At 45.8% G+C, this 16,728-nt stretch carries 17 protein-coding genes; 8 read left to right on the top strand and 9 right to left on the bottom strand.

From position 1 onward, the window contains the following. Positions 1–56: 56 nt before the first annotated feature. Positions 57–446: a glycine cleavage system protein GcvH gene (gene gcvH / locus H6F66_RS09290; RefSeq protein ID WP_190420476.1), complete on the bottom strand. Its 390-nt coding sequence runs from the start codon at positions 444–446 to the stop codon at positions 57–59. 81 nt (positions 447–527) lie between these two features. On the opposite strand from gcvH, the gene H6F66_RS09285 reads away from it, so the two are divergent. Beyond that, on the top strand, positions 528–1,358 hold the full coding sequence (locus H6F66_RS09285; protein WP_190420474.1) for an alpha/beta hydrolase: 831 nt from the start codon (positions 528–530) through the stop codon (positions 1,356–1,358). Between the two features lie 75 nt (positions 1,359–1,433). On the opposite strand, the gene gcvT is transcribed toward H6F66_RS09285, so the two are convergent. Beyond that, positions 1,434–2,573, bottom strand: coding sequence for a glycine cleavage system aminomethyltransferase GcvT (gcvT, locus tag H6F66_RS09280; protein ID WP_190420472.1), 1,140 nt, complete (start codon positions 2,571–2,573; stop codon positions 1,434–1,436). 245 nt (positions 2,574–2,818) lie between these two features. Next, on the bottom strand, positions 2,819–3,796 hold the full coding sequence (locus tag H6F66_RS09275; protein ID WP_190420470.1) for a CBASS cGAMP-activated phospholipase: 978 nt from the start codon (positions 3,794–3,796) through the stop codon (positions 2,819–2,821). A 459-nt stretch (positions 3,797–4,255) separates the two neighbouring features. Here H6F66_RS09275 and H6F66_RS09270 point away from each other — a divergent pair, with 459 nt between their 5' ends. The 3 genes from H6F66_RS09270 to H6F66_RS09260 all read left to right on the top strand — a co-directional run bounded on the left by H6F66_RS09270 (position 4,256) and on the right by H6F66_RS09260 (position 6,821). Then, on the top strand, positions 4,256–4,735 hold the full coding sequence (locus H6F66_RS09270; RefSeq protein ID WP_190420468.1) for a M67 family metallopeptidase: 480 nt from the start codon (positions 4,256–4,258) through the stop codon (positions 4,733–4,735). Positions 4,736–4,819: 84 nt separating this feature from the next. After that, positions 4,820–5,992, top strand: coding sequence for a molybdopterin-synthase adenylyltransferase MoeB (gene moeB, locus H6F66_RS09265; RefSeq protein WP_190420466.1), 1,173 nt, complete (start codon positions 4,820–4,822; stop codon positions 5,990–5,992). Positions 5,993–6,194: 202 nt separating this feature from the next. Then, positions 6,195–6,821: a hypothetical protein gene (locus H6F66_RS09260; RefSeq protein WP_190420464.1), complete on the top strand. Its 627-nt coding sequence runs from the start codon at positions 6,195–6,197 to the stop codon at positions 6,819–6,821. A 195-nt stretch (positions 6,822–7,016) separates the two neighbouring features. Here the strand turns inward: H6F66_RS09260 and H6F66_RS09255 are convergent, their stop codons facing one another. Both H6F66_RS09255 and H6F66_RS09250 read right to left on the bottom strand, forming a co-directional pair. Beyond that, positions 7,017–7,625, bottom strand: a complete 609-nt coding sequence (locus H6F66_RS09255) for a molybdenum cofactor guanylyltransferase (RefSeq protein WP_190420462.1) — start codon at positions 7,623–7,625, stop codon at positions 7,017–7,019. A 265-nt stretch (positions 7,626–7,890) separates the two neighbouring features. Further along, positions 7,891–8,721, bottom strand: coding sequence for an N-acetylmuramoyl-L-alanine amidase (locus H6F66_RS09250; protein ID WP_190420460.1), 831 nt, complete (start codon positions 8,719–8,721; stop codon positions 7,891–7,893). Between the two features lie 158 nt (positions 8,722–8,879). On the opposite strand from H6F66_RS09250, the gene H6F66_RS09245 reads away from it, so the two are divergent. Continuing rightward, on the top strand, positions 8,880–10,088 hold the full coding sequence (locus H6F66_RS09245) for a NupC/NupG family nucleoside CNT transporter (RefSeq protein WP_190420458.1): 1,209 nt from the start codon (positions 8,880–8,882) through the stop codon (positions 10,086–10,088). A 40-nt stretch (positions 10,089–10,128) separates the two neighbouring features. Here H6F66_RS09245 and H6F66_RS09240 read toward each other — a convergent pair whose 3' ends face one another. Next, positions 10,129–10,554 (bottom strand): hypothetical protein, encoded by a 426-nt coding sequence (locus H6F66_RS09240; RefSeq protein ID WP_190420651.1) that lies wholly within the window; start codon positions 10,552–10,554, stop codon positions 10,129–10,131. A gap of 79 nt (positions 10,555–10,633) precedes the next feature. Beyond that, a complete protein-coding gene (locus H6F66_RS09235; RefSeq protein ID WP_190420456.1) occupies positions 10,634–11,113 on the bottom strand; it encodes a hypothetical protein in 480 nt (159 codons plus the stop codon). Positions 11,114–11,291: 178 nt separating this feature from the next. Between H6F66_RS09235 and H6F66_RS09230 the strand changes: the two genes are divergently transcribed. Beyond that, positions 11,292–12,728 carry a hypothetical protein gene (locus tag H6F66_RS09230; RefSeq protein ID WP_190420454.1) on the top strand — a complete coding sequence of 479 codons (1,437 nt, stop codon included), beginning with the start codon at positions 11,292–11,294 and terminating at the stop codon, positions 12,726–12,728. 49 nt (positions 12,729–12,777) lie between these two features. On the opposite strand, the gene H6F66_RS09225 is transcribed toward H6F66_RS09230, so the two are convergent. Then, on the bottom strand, positions 12,778–13,275 hold the full coding sequence (locus H6F66_RS09225; protein ID WP_190420452.1) for a 2TM domain-containing protein: 498 nt from the start codon (positions 13,273–13,275) through the stop codon (positions 12,778–12,780). Positions 13,276–13,537: 262 nt separating this feature from the next. Between H6F66_RS09225 and H6F66_RS09220 the strand changes: the two genes are divergently transcribed. Both H6F66_RS09220 and H6F66_RS09215 read left to right on the top strand, forming a co-directional pair. Further along, the gene (locus tag H6F66_RS09220; RefSeq protein WP_190420450.1) at positions 13,538–14,659 is read left to right on the top strand and encodes a site-2 protease family protein; all 1,122 of its coding nucleotides are present in this window, start codon (positions 13,538–13,540) and stop codon (positions 14,657–14,659) included. A 182-nt stretch (positions 14,660–14,841) separates the two neighbouring features. After that, on the top strand, positions 14,842–16,221 hold the full coding sequence (locus H6F66_RS09215) for a cytochrome P450 (RefSeq protein ID WP_190420448.1): 1,380 nt from the start codon (positions 14,842–14,844) through the stop codon (positions 16,219–16,221). Positions 16,222–16,369: 148 nt separating this feature from the next. Here H6F66_RS09215 and H6F66_RS09210 read toward each other — a convergent pair whose 3' ends face one another. After that, positions 16,370–16,567 carry a hypothetical protein gene (locus tag H6F66_RS09210; RefSeq protein WP_190420446.1) on the bottom strand — a complete coding sequence of 66 codons (198 nt, stop codon included), beginning with the start codon at positions 16,565–16,567 and terminating at the stop codon, positions 16,370–16,372. Between the last annotated feature and the right edge of the window lie 161 nt (positions 16,568–16,728).

The following is a 16,728-nucleotide window of genomic DNA, read 5'->3' as shown; positions in this document are numbered from 1 at the left end:
ATGTTTTCAAAACTCAAAACTAGAGACGCGATATATCGCGTCTCCATGTAAAACTCTTATTCCCCTTCCACCTGGACTCGATACTCATCCGCCGTCAGCGCTTCATCCAGTTCATCGGGGTCATTGATGCGAACTTTCAACAACCAACCCTCTCCATAAGGGTCTTCTCCCAGATGCTCTGGAGCTTCTACAATGACATCATTGCGCTCAATAACCGTACCGCTGATTGGCGCATACATATCTTCAACCGCTTTCACTGATTCAATTGTGCCAAAGCTGGCTCCCTTTTGTAGGGCATCGCCCACATCTGGCAACTCCAAAAACACTATATCCCCCATCTGATCGACAGCAAAGGCACTAATGCCAATTGTGGCAATTTCGCCTTCTAGCCGCACATACTCGTGGGAGTCTAAATACTTCAAGTCATCAGGGTATTCCAGAGCCATCTCACTTCCTCATCAGTACGCTGAAACTAGCTTAAGTTAGCCATTAAGTTTACAGCTTTCAGACTTAGAATCAGCACAATTATGGATAAACAAAAGCTATATCGTCTACTATTTGGCGAATTTTCCTTGAAAAGACTGGTCTTTTCGGCAATCTTTATCTATGCTTTTCTTTGCTTCTATGCCTACTTTTTTTCAGACAGGATGATTTTTTTGCCGCAACCCTCTAGCTATCAGGACAGTAGGGAGATTATCAAGCTAACGACTGCGGATGGTGTGAAAATCTCAGCGGTGCATCTGCCTAATCCCAGCGCTACCTACACAATGCTATACAGCCACGGCAATGCGGAAGACCTGGGAGACAGTCTACCGGGTTTAAGAGAACTGCGGGATATGGGCTTTGCTGTCTTTAGCTACGATTATCGCGGTTATGGCACCAGTCAGGGAACTCCCACTGAAGCCAATGTTTATCGGGATATTGATGCCGCCTATAATTATCTAACTCAACAGTTGGGTGTCCCGCCAAATCGGATTATTGTCTATGGGCGTTCTGTGGGTAGTGGCCCGGCTGTTGATTTGGCTTCTCGCCAGGCTGTTGCTGGTTTAATTTTGGAAACTCCGTTTCTTAGCGCGTTTCGGGTGGTGACGCGGGTTCCGATTGTGCCTTTTGATAAGTTTAATAATATTAGCAAGATTAAAAAGGTGCTTTCTCCAGTGCTGGTGATGCACGGGAGGCTGGACGAAGTTGTACCGTTTTGGCACGGGGAGCAACTTTTTGCCGCAGCAAATGAACCCAAGCGCTCTTTTTGGGTGGATAGTGCAGGTCACAATGATCTAGCGTGGGTTGCTGGCGAGTCGTATGCGAAAACTTTGCAGGAGTTTACCGAGTCTATTTCTTTGGTTAAGAGTTTCTGACTGGGAATGCCTCGTTAAGAGTTAGAGACTCTTAACGAGTAACTATTCGACTCAGCATTATCAGCCGAGGCACTTTTACTTGCTGGAGAGACGAGTAGGGGAACGATAAAAAGGTTTCTTGACAACAACCGCTGGATATGATTTACCCCGGACTTCCACCTCTAGCTGCTGCCCAATCTGCGCTAAATTCGTGGGAACATAAGCCAGGGCAATTGGTTGCCCTAAAGTTGGTGCCAGCGTACCGCTAGTGATAACACCCACAGCTTCACCGTTATGCAGCACCGGGTAGCCATGACGGGCGATGTAACGCCCTTGCATTTGCAACCCTACCAGACGGCGTTCTACTCCATTAGCTTTTTGTTGTTCCAGCGCCTCTCGCCCGATAAAGTCGCCTTTGCTATCGAGGTGAACTACCCAACCCAAACCAGCTTCTAAGGGCGTGGTGCTTTCATCAATATCTTGCCCATAAAGTGCCATTGCTGCTTCTAGGCGCAGGGTATCTCTAGCGCCGAGTCCGCAGGGAACCACACCAGCTGCTACAAGATTTCGCCACAATTCTACCCCTACTTCTGGGTCTACCATCACTTCAAACCCATCCTCGCCTGTATAGCCAGTGCGGGCAATAAAGGCTGGCTGTTCGAGTATGGTTGTATCGAGATGCCCAAATGCCTTAATCGGTGTCAAATCATCTTTGACAAATTGCTGTAAAAATGCGATCGCTTTCGGCCCCTGAACAGCAATCAAAACTTTCGCTAGTGACAAATCCTCGAAATCAACTGGGTAAGATTCCAACTGTGCAAACATCCAAGCTTTGTCTCTAGATCTGGTGGCGGCGTTGACTATCATTACTCCCCGCTGTTCGCCGTTGTCTTCGCCTTGATAGTAGAAAATTATGTCGTCCAAAATCCCACCTTGAGGATTTAGCAGCACGCTATACTGAGATTCACCGGGTTTCAGACGGCTAAGATCCGAGGGAACTAGCGGCTGGAGGTGGGAAATTAGCTGTTTCCCTTTGAAGGTAAATTTGCCCATGTGGGAGATGTCAAACATCCCCGCTGAGGTGCGAACTGCCTGGTGTTCTTGGGCAATGCCGATGTATTGTACTGCCATTTCCCACCCGGCAAAGGCGGTGAGTCGGGCTTTTTGTTCTAGGGCGAGTTGATATAGGGGAGTTCGGGCGATCGCTGTCTCTGGATGCAGTTCTTCGGTAGCCACAGCTGGTTATTCCGTCGCAGGTGATTATCTTTATCCTACGAGATGCCTGCATCTTCATCAGCGTAGAAAAAGGATTAATGTAAAGGCTTTCAGCAGATTTGCTCTTGATGAAAGCCCCGGCAATGACAAACATCGCCGGATATTTACAGGACTTACGCAGTTAATTAGTGAATGCCTGATTCTGTCGTAGGGGCATGGCAATGCCATGCCCCTACCGCGTGTTGACGTACGTAAGCCCTGATTTATTAACTAGCTGCTGATAACAACTGATTGCTAAGCATCTGCAAATTCTCTTCATTATCATTAATGATGCTTTCAGCTTGCAGTTTTAAGGCGCGAATATTTTCCTTACTTGCATCATCCATGTGATCGCCGCGTTCGGTCAGTCTTGTCTGAAAGCGATAGTAACGACGTTGATTTCTTACGGGAGGAAGTAACTGTTTGAGTTGGTAATGTACGGTGTCGCTGACACCATCAAAAGTTACATGAATGATCGGCTGCGCCCATTGGAGAAGTCCCCAGTCTTTCACCTTCTCATAGGGCAGAATTGTGGTTAGTTCTCCAGTACCAATTGAGACAATTAGAAAATCATTTGCATCTGGATAGTTAATTTTTGCTTGCACATATGCACACATGGCGGGATTGTTAGCAAAAACGCCACCGTCAATTAAGGCATAGTAATCTGTTAAGTCATTTATTTCCAGTTTCAGGGGTTCAAAATATGTTGGAGCGGCGGAAGTTGCCCGTGCCACTTTTTTCATGGGAAAATTGTGGCATTCGGGGGTTTTTATAGCTTTGGTGCGTTTGAAGAAGTAGGGGCGGCGCAATTCAATGTCATAACTGGGAATCAATATTTCTGTCAGCGCTTCGCCAATCATGGTTTCCCCAAAGTATTCTTGTAAAACGCTTTCTATCCCATCTGAGGGATATTTTTCGTCTTGTAAATTTTTGAGTTTAGTAAAATTAGACTGAGGAAAAATGCGGCTTCCTTCTTTTTCGTACAGTCTAACTAAATTGGCGGCAGGATGTTCAGGCTTGCCTCCCCCATTGGGTTTAGTAAGACCTAAAGCCAAAATCCCTCCGGTTGAAGTACCCGCAATCAGATGGAAAAGCTCTGCAATCGGCTTTGATGTTATCTGTTCAATCTTGGCTAAAATCATAGCCGGAATGATGCCGCGAATACCGCCTCCATCAATTGACAATATTTTGATTAATCTAGACATGATGCACTCCTAATTCTCTTAGTATTAAATCATTTATTTACAGGGAATGGTATTGGTTGCAGATAATGCGATCGCAATTTAATTTTTGTTATATAAATTCAAAGTTAGGGGGCGATACATCTGTAGGAATAGGGATTGCCATATCCCCAAACATCAGAACCGTGATATATTTATTGCGCCCAACAGAAGAACGCTATACTTTATTCGGCAAAAGATAAAATTAAGTAAAAATGTCCGACGACTAAAGCCAAGGACGAACAAACAAAGCCTGCCAACGCAGGCTAATAATATAAAGCCGTTGCGTTGGCAGGCTTTGTTCTTCCATCAAGGCTTCTAGCCTGTAGATTTATATTTGCTCTCATAGGGATGCTCCCTATTCATTTACGCATGGTAGTATTAAATATTTCAATATAACCTGTTGAGCCTTGCTGGTCGCTATCTATTGAGGATGATTGGGTTTTGGCAGTTTTAAAAATTTACCCTCACCATTTGCAAGCCATTCGCACTCATGCTGAAAGCAGTTATCCTAACGAGTGCTGCGGCTTGTTGCTGGGATTGGCTGGGGATGAGAAAATCGTGGCGGAAGTGATACCAACCCAGAACAGTTGGGATGCACAAGCAGCCCAAGCGTTCGCGGCGATCGCGGGTTCGGATAAACTAGGTAGTAGCAAAAGAGATAGATACGCGATCGCACCACTAGATATGCTAAAAGCTCAGAGGGAAGGACGCGATCGCTCTTTTGATATCATCGGCATATACCATTCCCACCCCGACCATCCAGCAGTTCCCTCAGAATTTGATCAAGCCTGCGCCTGGTCAGTATACTCTTATATTATTGTCTCTGTGCAACAAGGCAAAGCTGGCGACCTGTGTAACTGGAGTCTGGACGATGCACACCAGTTTCAACCAGAAGAAATGATTACGGTAGAAATAACCTAGATTAAAAACTATTAAGACACAAAGATACAAAGACTATTGTATTTTTGATAGGCTGTTAACTCTGTCTGCCCTCACTGAAAGGTCATGCTTAATCCCAATCTGGATGAAATCCAGTTAACGAAAGAAGAATACGAACGCTATTCCCGCCACCTCATCCTGCCCAAAGTGGGACTAGAAGGACAAAAACGCCTGAAAGCAGCAAGCGTCCTGTGTGTTGGCACCGGGGGACTGGGTTCGCCACTATTGCTGTATCTTGCCGCTGCTGGTATTGGACGCATCGGCATTGTCGATTTTGATGTCGTTGATAGTTCCAACTTACAACGGCAAGTAATTCACGGTACCTCTTGGGTAGGTAAACCAAAAATTGAATCGGCAAGAAACCGGATTTTAGAAATAAATCCTGATTGCCAAGTTGACTTATACGAAACCCGCCTGACTTCAGAGAACGCCCTGGACATTCTCGAACCCTACGATGTTGTAGTGGATGGCACCGATAACTTTCCCACACGTTATCTAGTTAACGATGCCTGCGTACTGTTAAATAAACCCAACGTTTACGCCTCTATCCTCTTCTTTGAAGGTCAGGCTACCGTATTTAACTACGAAGGCGGCCCCAATTACCGCGACCTCTACCCCGAACCACCACCACCCGGATTGGTTCCCTCTTGTGCTGAAGGCGGCGTTTTGGGTGTTTTGTGTGGCGTTATTGGCACGATTCAGGCAACTGAAGCCATTAAAATTATCTTGGGTCAGGGTAATACTCTGAGTGGGCGACTGCTATTGTATGATGCCCTGCAAATGAAGTTTCGGGAACTGAAACTGCGTCCGAACCCAGAAAGACCAGTTATTGAAAAATTGATAGATTACGAACATTTCTGCGGGATTCCACAAGCAAAAGCAGAGGAGGCAAAGCGGCAGATGGAAATGTCAGAAATGACGGTTAAGGAGTTGAAGGAATTGATAGACAGGGGTACAGATGATTTTGTGCTGCTTGATGTCCGCAACCCCAATGAATACGAAATTGCCCAAATTCCCGGTTCAGTTTTAGTGCCGTTACCGGATATTGAAAGCGGCGCTGGTGTTGCCAAAGTTAAGGAATTACTCAATGGTCATCGCTTAATTGCACACTGCAAGATGGGTGGGCGTTCTGCGAAGGCGTTGGGCATTCTGAAAGAAGCTGGCATTGAAGGCACCAACGTTAAAGGTGGGATTACGGCTTGGAGTCGAGAAATTGACCCTTCAGTGCCGGAATACTAAAAAATTGTGTGGGGTGCCAAGCGCGACAGCGTAACGTACCCTACGCTGCTACATTGCTGGATTAAATTCGGTGGCATACTTTGGCTTAATTGTCAACAGGTATTTTTTTTGCTTTGTGGCATTGTCTTAAGCGACTGGAAAGTGCAAAGTGTGTCCAAAGTACAAGTAGGATAGCTTTTGAGCGACTTGTATAGAAATCAAAATGCAAAACAAAAGTAGCGATAAGTTTACTGCGATCGCGCTAACAGCAGGATTTTTTGCAATTATCATTCCCAGCAATCCTGCCGCCGCCACCCATCTGAGTCCATTTCAATACTGTGCCGCCGACTTGCGGAATGTTGGTATTTCCGTAGAACAAGCTGCCTCAGCTTGTTCAGACGCACTCGATCCTCAGCAATTATCCGCTTGCGTGTATTATATTAACCAAGAAACTCAGCTTGCCGCGCAAGATGTTCTGCCTGCCTGTACCCGCGTGCGCCGCCCGATAGAGTTAGGCAGGTGTGTAATTAATATTAACAACGACACCAGAAATGCGGCAGCGCTTGATGTTCTTGATAATTGTCGCCGCAGCCTGCTGCCAGTCCGCTTTGCTGAATGCGTCGTTGGCTTGACTCGCCAACTGGAAATCACCGCCAGCACCGCAATGAATCGCTGCATTTCGGCGGAAGATTATCCTAGCAGCTTGTCCCCCACCTTTGCGCCACCGCCTGCCCCAAATCCAACGCCGCAGTTTACACCTCCGGTAGCACCTCCGCCGGGGTTGACACCTCTGCCTAATTTGGACGCAAATCCAGTTATCCCGGCTAGACCAAGACCAGTTAATCCTTAAATACTTAGAAGATGTCCCAGAAGTGTCAAAAGTTAGCTTGATCCCCCTTGAAACGGGGGATCAAGTCTTAGTCCCGCTTTTTAAGGGGGATGCAAGGGGGATCTCCACCATCTAAGCGTGTGAATTATGACTTTTAAGACATCCTCTCAGTAGTCATTTTCGCATTCCCCAGCCCAGCCAGGGAATGCGGGTAAATTAATTTTCCAGTGCTTCCAAATCAGCGGGAGTGTTGCAATTAAACAATACTTCTGGTTGAGTTACGGGTAGTTTCTGTACAGAATGTTCCGCCAACCAATGCTGAAAGGATCTGCCGCCTCGATTGATATATTCAGACAGTAGCGGCAAACAGCAACGGCGGTAAAAACCACACAAGGGTTCCCAGCCTTTCGGGTGTCGGGGAAGAAGCGCGATCGCATCTTCTGGCACCTCTGGCAACTGCTGTAACCAACTCTGCAAAACTTCCACTTTTAAATTGGGCAAATCGCAGGCAAGTAACAGCACCCAATCTGTTTGCACCAATTCTAAAGCTTGTCTAAAACCAATTAAAGGCCCGTGAGGTTTCCCTGCTTCCAAGTCATAAACTTCTCGAATTAATTGACAGTTACTTGGCAAGACATCTTGATATCTTTCAATCCAAGGTGTCACCACATAAACTACAGAAGCGCACTCTTGGGCGACTTCATAAACCTGCCGAATCAACGGCATATTATTAACAGAAATTAAGGCTTTATCCCTTCCCATCCGCGAACTTTGTCCGCCAGCCAACACAATTGCTGTCACCGATTCAGCTTGGGAAATGTTCATTATCTTGCACCAATTGCGATCGCCCGCCTTGGATTTGAATCTAACGCTATAGCGTTTCTCAGTTGGGTGGAATATATCGCGGTTCTGACGTTCTCCCCACCAAGGTTAGGGACATGGCATTGCCATGTCCCTACATATGTATCGCACCCAACTCTTGCATAGGACGATAGCAATCCAGAAAAAACCAGAGATTTCAGTCCATTTTAATGGACTTTAGCTATTAGCCTGGAACTTAAGTTCCGGGCTGATCGGGCTAATTGAGAATTTACTTTGCGCTTAAAATAACCGTCCGAGAGGGATTATCCCATTTAATAGACACATCCAACTGTTGTAAATCAACCGCTTTGATATATTCAAGATTGCGGTGAGTAACTTTGGGAAAATTGGCAACTTTACTCGGATCGATCTTCAACGAATTCAGAAAAACAACGGGAATAGAGGCATTACCGTTAACCAGAATACCCTGATTATTATAAAGCTGGTCGTTGATTTTGACGCTAATAACTGGGTATGACCGAGGAGGCGGGGGAGTCATGCCTTGTCGCTGCGCTTCTCGCGTACTCCAAGCTTGCAGTCCGTCAGCTAGTCCACGGGCGAACTCTTTACGTTTACTTTGCAGTAAAGCGCGATCGCCTGCACTGGTAAGAAACCCCAACTCCAACAACATTGAAGGAATATCCACTTGACGGCAGAAACCCAAACTCCCAACTCCGGTGCTAGTATCTGGTTTAGTTCCACGAGAAGGCAATCCCGGAACTACTCTGAGTAAAGATTGCAGTACCAACTGGGCATCGGCTTGCCGCTGAGCGTTGCCAGCGACGTAGAAGATGCTGGCACCCCGCACGTTAAGATTATTAACAGCATCGGCGTGAATTTCTAGCGCCACATCGCCACGACGCGATCGCACGTTAATCCAGGTAATAGTTTCCTTTAAACTCAGCGTGTCGGGAACAGAGGTGACATCTAAACCACGCGATCGCATTTCGGCTACAGCAGCATCGCGGGTGAGTCTCATTTCCCTGTCTTCCGTAGTGCCTCCCGCGATCGCGCCCGGATCTCCAGCACCATGTCCAGCGGAAAGAAAAATCCTTACCATTATAATTATCTCCCCAAAATTCTATTATTTCTGGACGTTATAGTTATTCATTGTGCTTCATCCCCATAAAGCTTGAATCCGGAGGAGCAAGTGATACTTTCTTGTTCGCGTATCCAGGCTATGATACGCCGTATTCTAACTTAGCGTTTTAAGAATCGATGGAGCGGGTAATTTCAGCAGTTGGGTTGGCTGTTTTTATGGGGTTGTCCTACGCCTTCTCGATAAATCGCCGTGCGGTGCGCTGGCGTCCGATATTGTGGGGGATGGGATTAGAATTTATTGTGGCGCTTCTAATTCTTAAAACACCAGGCGGTTTAGCGATATTTAAGGCAATAGGCGATGTGGTGAGTCGCTTTCTATCATTTTCTGATGTCGGTGCGAAATTTGTCTTTGGGGAAAAATACGAAGATCACTTTTTTGCCTTCAAAGTGCTGCCGACAATTATCTTTTTCTCTGCCTTCATCAGCGTACTCTACCACTACAAGATTTTGCAGCGCGTGGTGAATGGATTGGCGTGGGTGATGATGAAGACAATGGGAACATCGGGGGCTGAGTCTTTATCTTGTGCTGGCAACATCTTTTTAGGGCCAACTGAGTCACCCCTGCTAATTAAACCTTATGTAGCGACAATGACCCAATCAGAACTGCACGCAGTGATGACTGGGGGCTTTGCCACAATTGCGGGTGGAGTATTAGGCGCATATCTGTCCTTTGGAATTCCCGCCGAACACCTGATAGCTGCTTTTTTTATGACTGCGCCCACCTCACTCGTTGCCTCAAAATTGCTTTATCCGGAAACAGAAGAACCGAAGACCGTTGGCAAAGTGCAAATAAACGTGGAAAGCACCTATGAGAATGTCATTGATGCAGCGGCTGTGGGAGCGCTGGACGGGACGAAAATAGCAATTAACGTCGCGGCGATGATTATTGCCTTTTTGGGGTTGCTGGCGTTTGTGAATGCCGTTTTGGGATGGTTAGGGGGACTGGTGGGGATGGCAACCCTGTCGCTGGAGTCGATTTTATCTTATGTAATGGCACCCGTGGCGTGGTTGATCGGGGTGCCTTGGGTTGATTGTAGGGAAGTTGGGGTGTTGTTGGGCAAAAAGACTATTTTGAATGATTTTATCGCTTACCTGGATTTGAAGACGCTGATTGAAACTCAGGCGATTTCCCAAAGGGCAGTAATTATTGCTACCTATGCGCTGTGCAACTTTGCCAATATTGGCTCGATTGGCATTACGATTGGCGGGATTGGCGCGATCGCACCGAATCGTCAGAAAGATTTGGCGCGAATGGGTGTAAGGTCGATGATTGGGGGTTTGTTGGCGGGTTTGATGACAGCTGCGATCGCGGGTATGTTGTTGTAGATTTGAACTGCGACCAATTGCACAGAAGAAGTTAGAAGAGTTAGTCTATCTGTTCCGCCATGCCTTGCTCTATGCGTTCTAGCAATGTATCAACATCTGCGCCGACTTGCTCAAAACAAATGGGTGGTGGGGGATCTGGTTCAAACTGAATTATCTTTATTTGTCCCTCACCAATTCCAATAATCAGAACTTCCACTTCCGGTTTATGAGCATCCACAACTCCCAATATTTCCTGAAGTTTATTTTCAACTTGGTTATTTAGTGCTTCTATAGCTTGTTTGGGACAATAGACGAAATGCGGTTTTGGTTTGATATCCAGCCCTAAAGTACCTTTAGTGTCTCCATTTTCTAACCACAATCCCCAAGCAAGTGCTGCTAATTCCTGCTGATTTGCTTTAACAAATTGATTTAGCTGGTGTCGCCAGTTCTTTTCCCCGGAATCAGGGGAGGTACTACCAAATTGAATCATTTTACGTTAAGTTGTTGTGCATTTAATGTGTTGATAGCGATCGCCCTTGCCAAGAATGGAGCGATCGCTAGTAAAGTTATTTTTCTGGAGATTTTAGAGCCTCGTCTAGCACCGCCCGTGCTTCCTCTGCTTTAGATCGAGCTTCCAGGTAGCGCTGATTAACTTGGGCAAAGTTTTTGAGAACCTTAAAACCGTCCTTGAGGCTAGAGATTTCCTCCTCACTTACCGGCTGCTCTGTAAATAGGATATCTACCTGAGCGCGAATTTTCAGAGCTTCGGAGCGTGACTCCTGCACCTTCAGCTTCAGAGTGGCCAGGTTGCTGAGAACTTGTACAGCTTGGGTTACAGCGTCCTCATCGCTCTTTTCATCTGTTTGAAGTTCTTTAACTTCAATCAGCTGTTGCGGACTAAATCCCTCTTCGAGATCGGTGGGTAGCTCCTCTGCATCCATGAGTTCCATAAGCTGCTCCATCGCTTTCTCACGGGCTTTTTTTGAATCTTTGCCTGGAACAGTCAGGATGACTTCTGGGCTTTGTGCGAGAGTGTACTGAACCATAGTTTTGCCGGAGAACTTGTCGAAAGACCTTATGGGCTGGTTATTTGAACCAAGCCGACAGGATTATTTTAGGGTAAAAGAAAGCGATCGCCCAACAGAATATATCCTAAAAGGCGCTAGCTTATGGACAGAGCAATAACACTCCTACCACTTGCGCGATCGCCTGAAACTCAAACTTATGGATGCAAATACTTCCACCGCCCTTGAGCAAGCTTTAACAGGGATGTCTCACCAAGAGCTGTTGAACTTGATTATAAACCTTTCCAGCGTTGAAGCTGACTTTCGCCGCATTCTGTTAGCAAATGTCAGTATTTCACCCCAAATTCTCCAGCAACAGCCTGTATCCCCTCAAGTAGTCAAGCAATTTAAACGAGACATCAGCAAATTTTTTGACGAACTTGAAGAACGTGGACGGTACGATGATTATTACGATAATGAATATGACGAAAGTGAAGAGTATTCTGAATTAGATATTTTGTTGGAAAATGCCAGAACTTTGAATCTTGTCGATCAAATCGATGTTTTTTGGCATATTGCAATTTGCGGCAATGAAGTTTTTGAGGAAGGAGAGTTTTTCATTGGTACGCCACAAATCGAAGAAGCAATTTGTTTATACGGCGAAGCTGTCACTAGATTAGATTTACCTCATCAGCAAAAGCACAATTACTTTGACGTGCTAATTGATGCTCTTAGTTGGAATATTTGTGGCTACGGTGAAGTTACTGAAGCGATTGAAGAGGCACTGGACAAAATTTGTACTGTCCCAGAAGATTTTCGCTATCTTATTCAAAAGTTTGAAAATAGCGATTACGAGAGAAGCTCCGATTTGATTGCCCAATATTATCTTGAATTAGGAGATGATGAAAACTATCTCCGAGTTCGACAAGCTAATCTGGAGAAAGAGAAAGACTATTTACAGTTAGCCGAATTTTGGCAGCAAAAGGGAGATAGGGAAAAACACCTGGAGACGTTAGAGCAATGGGTATCTGATTTAGTTAACAGAAAAGCTCAACCTCAGAGTCAGTTGAATTATCTTTATGCTCCCCGTTATTCATCTTTAGAAGACAGCCCGATTTTAAAGAGATTAGCGGAACATTATCGCCAGCAACAGGATGATGCAAACTACTGTCGCATTTTCATGACTTTGGCTGAATTCGGTAAAACCACGTTAGATTTATATAAACAAATTGAAACCCTTGGTGTCAAGTTAGGTAACTGGCAAGAACTGAAACTTAAGCTGATAGAATTTGCTCAAGCAAGTAGCACTAATCTGGCGGAAATTTATCTTTACGAGCAAGATTGGGATGCGGCTGTTCAACTTGCACAGCAAAAAGCCAATTCTTATTATGAGGAGTCGTTGCGAATTTTAGTTGCAGAAGGCGTGAAGCAACACCGCACGGAAGCATCTATTCAAATTTATCAGCAACTCGTGCAGAGCCATATTGACAATAAAAACCGCGAACATTACAGCATTGCGGCTCGTCATGCTAGTGCAATCAAATCAATTTATTTGTCTGTTTTGAATGATTCAGCGGCTTGGCAACGCTATATTACTGATATCCGGCAGCGTTATCCTCGTCATCGGGCATTGCAAGAAGAATTTCGGGGGTTGTGAGTAATTTTTTCTCGTTCCTAGACTGCGGACTGGGAACGAGAATTTAATATTAAGTTCCCCAAGTCTTAAACAAGTTATTCCAAATGGTGTTAATGGATTGTTTAATTTGGTTTTGGCGATACCATCTTTGAAAGGCTTTTTCATAATCTTCGCCTTCAGATTGATAGGTATTCCAGGCGTTGAGTCCTAGCCCTAGTCCCCAGAATAATAAAATATACAAAGACCAAGTAAGCTCACCTCCATTAACTAGATTCAGCCCCATAAAAAATGAGTTTACGATCGCAAAATTGCCAGCGTGTTTCTGTAATCTTCCATGTCGATAAATATTAAAATCTTGCCGCTTTTGGATTTCTCCTTGCTTCTGTAGCCACTGCTGTTCTGCTACTTGAAGACATTCTGGGGAAATTTCTAACTCAGCGGCGATTTCTAATAGCTGTTCGCGAGTAAATTCTGTGTCATCAGCTTGACGCGCGATCGCTATCTGCAAAATCTGCTGTATATCTTCTTGATTGTAAGAACGAATCATTTGGGTTTGGGAGACGGGCATAATCAGCACCTGCGGTCGATGTTGGGAAAGCTTTTCTGCCCTTAAAATTCCAGAGCAGTGCTGATTCTATTATGCCGAGGCAAGCTGGGGAACGGCACAGAACAATATTCCCAAAACCGAACCTGAATGGACGGATACTACGATAGCAAAAAGATTAAGGCACTCGTTACATTCCGTTACGATAAGGATATGCGAGAGGTTCAGTTAAGCCTCTCAAAGAAAAGACGCGATCGCTTGCGTCTGTAAAATTAGAGGTGGCGTAATGAACGGCACAATTCGCGTCGGCAATCTTTTTGGAATTCCCTTCAACGTGCATCCGTCCTGGTTTTTTGTCCTGGGTTGGGTGACTTTGAGTTATGGTAGCGGGCTAGCGGCTCAATTTCCTTCCCTTAGCTTGGGATTACCCTGGTTACTGGGATTGATCGCAGCGCTACTGTTGTTTGCTTCGGTATTGGCGCACGAACTAGGACATAGTTTTGTCGCCATCCGGCAGGGAATTGAAGTTAAATCCATCAATCTGTTTCTGTTTGGTGGTCTGGCAAGTTTAGGAAAAGAGCCAAAAACGCCAGCAGGAGCATTCTGGCTGGCGATCGCAGGGCCTCTAGTTAGTTTGGCGCTTTTTGGTGTAATTAGCGTTATTAGCTTTGGCTCAGGCATTTCCGGGCCATTTGCCGCAATTTTAGGGGTGCTGGGTTACGTCAATTTGGCGCTGGCATTGTTTAACCTGATTCCAGGCTTACCCCTAGATGGTGGTAATGTTCTCAAAGCGATAGTTTGGAAGATTACTGGCAATCCTTACAAAGGTACTGTCTTTGCTGGTCGCGCTGGTCAAATCCTGGGATGGATTGCGATCGCATCAGGACTATTCCCTTTACTAATGGGTAGCTTCAGCGGTGTCTGGAATATATTAATCGGTTGGTTCTTGCTGCAAAATGCTGGTCGTGCAACCCAAGGTGCCAGAGTGCAGGAGCAATTAGCAAATTTGACCGCCCAAGATGCAGTAATGCCGGATAGCCCGATTGTATCTGAGGCGCTTTCTGTGAGAGAGTTTGTTAACGACTACATTATTGGCAAACCCCAAGCGCAACGGTTCTTAGTGACTAACGATCAGGGAAAATTGGTGGGCGCGATCGCAGTTGACGATCTCAAAACCATCCCGACATCTCAATGGCCGGAAATATCTGTTAGTCAGCTAACGCAACCTATCGAATTCTCCACAACTGTCAAACCCGATCAATCGCTGCTGGAAGTGGTGACGCTGCTAGAAGAACAAAAGCTCACTCAACTTCCCGTCATTCGTGACAATGGCGTGCTAGTAGGACTTCTGGAAAAAGCTTCAGTTCTCCAGTTGCTCCAAAAAAGAGCGGAAGCAAACCCCGCTTAATCGATTTTAGATTTTGGATTATCAAATCTAAAATAAAACCTCCCTCGGACAATGAGATGCTTGTCAGGGGGAGTTTTTTTGTGCGCCATCTCTTTCAGTCCCAGGAATGCGTTGCTTCTTTCCCACAGTTCTCCCTCTATCGGCACAATAGAATTAAACTGCTCTGAACACAAGGCGCTTCAATGGAACTCACTAACAGTTTGCCTAAAGGGCCAAACACTCCGCGATCGCTGCGGTTAATAAAGTTTATTTTTCAGCCCATAAAGTACCTGGATGATTATGCCAAAGCCTATGGTGACACCTTCACCATTAGGGGAAGCAAGGATACTCCGATTGTTTACTTCAGCCAACCACAAGCACTGCAAACGATTTTTACTGCTGATGACCGCCAGTTAGATGCTGGGAGGGGGAACAGCGGGTTAGAGTTTTTAATGGGAGAAAATTCTCTGCTACTGCTTGATGGCGATCGCCATCAGCGCCAACGACAGATGTTAACCCCTCCCTTTCACGGGGAACGGATGCGGGCTTACGGTCAGATTATCTCTGAAATCGCCGAGCAGGTGATGAATCAATGGACGGTTGGCAAAGCCTTCAACATCCGTGTGTCGATGCAAGAAATCGCCCTGCGCGTCATCTTACGGGTGGTGTTTGGACTGGATGAGGGGTCGCGTCTGGAAAAACTACGCAGCTTAGTCGGTTCAACCCTGGAGTTGATGACTTCCCCCTTCAACTCCAGCGCCTTCTTTTTTGAGTTTCTTAAACAAGATTTAGGCGGTTTGAGTCCTTGGGGTCGGATGCAGCGCCAAATAAAACAAATTGACGAACTGATTTATGCTCAGATTGCAGAACGTCGAGCAGAATCTAACCTGAATCGCGAAGATATCCTCAGCTTAATGATGTCTGCTCGTGATGAAGCGGGTCAAGCGATGACGGATGTAGAGTTACGCGATGAGTTAATGACTCTGCTAGTGGCTGGACATGAAACCACTGCTTCGGCGCTGACGTGGGCTTTGTACTGGGTTGACCAATTACCGCAGGTGCGTGACAAACTGCTCCAAGAGTTGGATGTTAATACCACAGCAGATCCAAGTGTCATTGCCAAACTGCCCTATCTAACTGCGGTTTGCTCGGAAACGCTTCGCATTTACCCAATTGCTGCGAATACCTTTATTCGCGTTGTGCGATCGCCCTTCGAGATAACCGGCTACAAATTGCCCCCAGGAACGGTAATCGTCCCCAGTATCTATTTAGCCCACCATCGCGAGGAAACTTTCCCAGAGCCGAAGCAGTTCAAGCCAGAACGCTTTTTGGAACGGCAATTTTCTCCCTACGAGTATTTGCCCTTTGGTGGCGGGAATCGTCGCTGTATCGGCATGGCATTTGCCATGTATGAAATGAAATTGGTTCTCGCAACAATTCTGTCGCGTTTTCAAGTGTCGCTGGTTGATAAGCGTCCGGTTATTCCGGTGCGTCGGGGCTTAACTTTAGCAGCACCAGCAGGCATGAAGATGGTTGCTACTTCTCGACTTAAAAAGCCTGCAAATACTCCAGTCTCAGTTTAATTAGGTTTTATAACGGCTTAAACTCAAACTCCCTCAGATTAGCTGGGGGAGTTTTTGTAAGTAGGGGCATGGCAATGCCCCTACGCAGAAAATTGGGGGTTAATAAATCCATGCTCCTAAGCACCCCATCAGTGTCAAAAAACTTAACTTAATAGCTGTCTTCGCCTGCAACCAGGTCGCTATCAGTAGGCACGCAAAAGTCTTGATTAAGGGAGGCATCACGGATTGCTTGCCACTGACAAAGGAGTTCATCACCCCTTAGATCGTTGACTATGTATTGTTTAACAGCCTGTTCCAATTCTTGCGGGGTTTTGGGAACGGGGACAGTACAGGTAAGTTCAGGCATAAGGAAACCTCTGCTGAAAGGACGGATATCAGGGTTAAGACCCTATAAGTCATATTTTAATGACATTTCAGGAAAAAGTAGCGAAAGTTACATTTTTAAAACATAACTTAGGTTATTAACTGGGAGAAGTACCTAGCCTGTAGCGATCGCTCCCAGCATCT

Source organism: Trichocoleus sp. FACHB-6, assembly GCF_014695815.1.
In the GTDB taxonomy this organism is placed as follows: Bacteria; Cyanobacteriota; Cyanobacteriia; order Cyanobacteriales; family FACHB-T130; genus Funiculus; species Funiculus sociatus.
Note: the sequence above shows the minus strand (reverse complement) of the source record. Positions and strands in the feature narration are given on the sequence as shown.

Excerpts from the sequence above, each read along its gene's own strand:
- gcvH (WP_190420476.1), bottom strand. The coding sequence starts at position 446 with ATGGCTCTGGAATACCCTGATGACTTGAAGTATTTAGACTCCCACGAG.
- H6F66_RS09215 (WP_190420448.1), top strand. The coding sequence starts at position 14,842 with ATGGAACTCACTAACAGTTTGCCTAAAGGGCCAAACACTCCGCGATCG.
- H6F66_RS09210 (WP_190420446.1), bottom strand. The coding sequence starts at position 16,567 with ATGCCTGAACTTACCTGTACTGTCCCCGTTCCCAAAACCCCGCAAGAA.
- H6F66_RS09245 (WP_190420458.1), top strand. The coding sequence starts at position 8,880 with ATGGAGCGGGTAATTTCAGCAGTTGGGTTGGCTGTTTTTATGGGGTTG.
- H6F66_RS09225 (WP_190420452.1), bottom strand. The coding sequence starts at position 13,275 with ATGCCCGTCTCCCAAACCCAAATGATTCGTTCTTACAATCAAGAAGAT.
- H6F66_RS09230 (WP_190420454.1), top strand. The coding sequence starts at position 11,292 with ATGGATGCAAATACTTCCACCGCCCTTGAGCAAGCTTTAACAGGGATG.
- H6F66_RS09255 (WP_190420462.1), bottom strand. The coding sequence starts at position 7,625 with ATGAACATTTCCCAAGCTGAATCGGTGACAGCAATTGTGTTGGCTGGC.
- H6F66_RS09235 (WP_190420456.1), bottom strand. The coding sequence starts at position 11,113 with ATGGTTCAGTACACTCTCGCACAAAGCCCAGAAGTCATCCTGACTGTT.
- H6F66_RS09285 (WP_190420474.1), top strand. The coding sequence starts at position 528 with ATGGATAAACAAAAGCTATATCGTCTACTATTTGGCGAATTTTCCTTG.
- H6F66_RS09220 (WP_190420450.1), top strand. The coding sequence starts at position 13,538 with ATGAACGGCACAATTCGCGTCGGCAATCTTTTTGGAATTCCCTTCAAC.
- H6F66_RS09250 (WP_190420460.1), bottom strand. The coding sequence starts at position 8,721 with ATGGTAAGGATTTTTCTTTCCGCTGGACATGGTGCTGGAGATCCGGGC.
- moeB (WP_190420466.1), top strand. The coding sequence starts at position 4,820 with ATGCTTAATCCCAATCTGGATGAAATCCAGTTAACGAAAGAAGAATAC.
- H6F66_RS09260 (WP_190420464.1), top strand. The coding sequence starts at position 6,195 with ATGCAAAACAAAAGTAGCGATAAGTTTACTGCGATCGCGCTAACAGCA.
- H6F66_RS09275 (WP_190420470.1), bottom strand. The coding sequence starts at position 3,796 with ATGTCTAGATTAATCAAAATATTGTCAATTGATGGAGGCGGTATTCGC.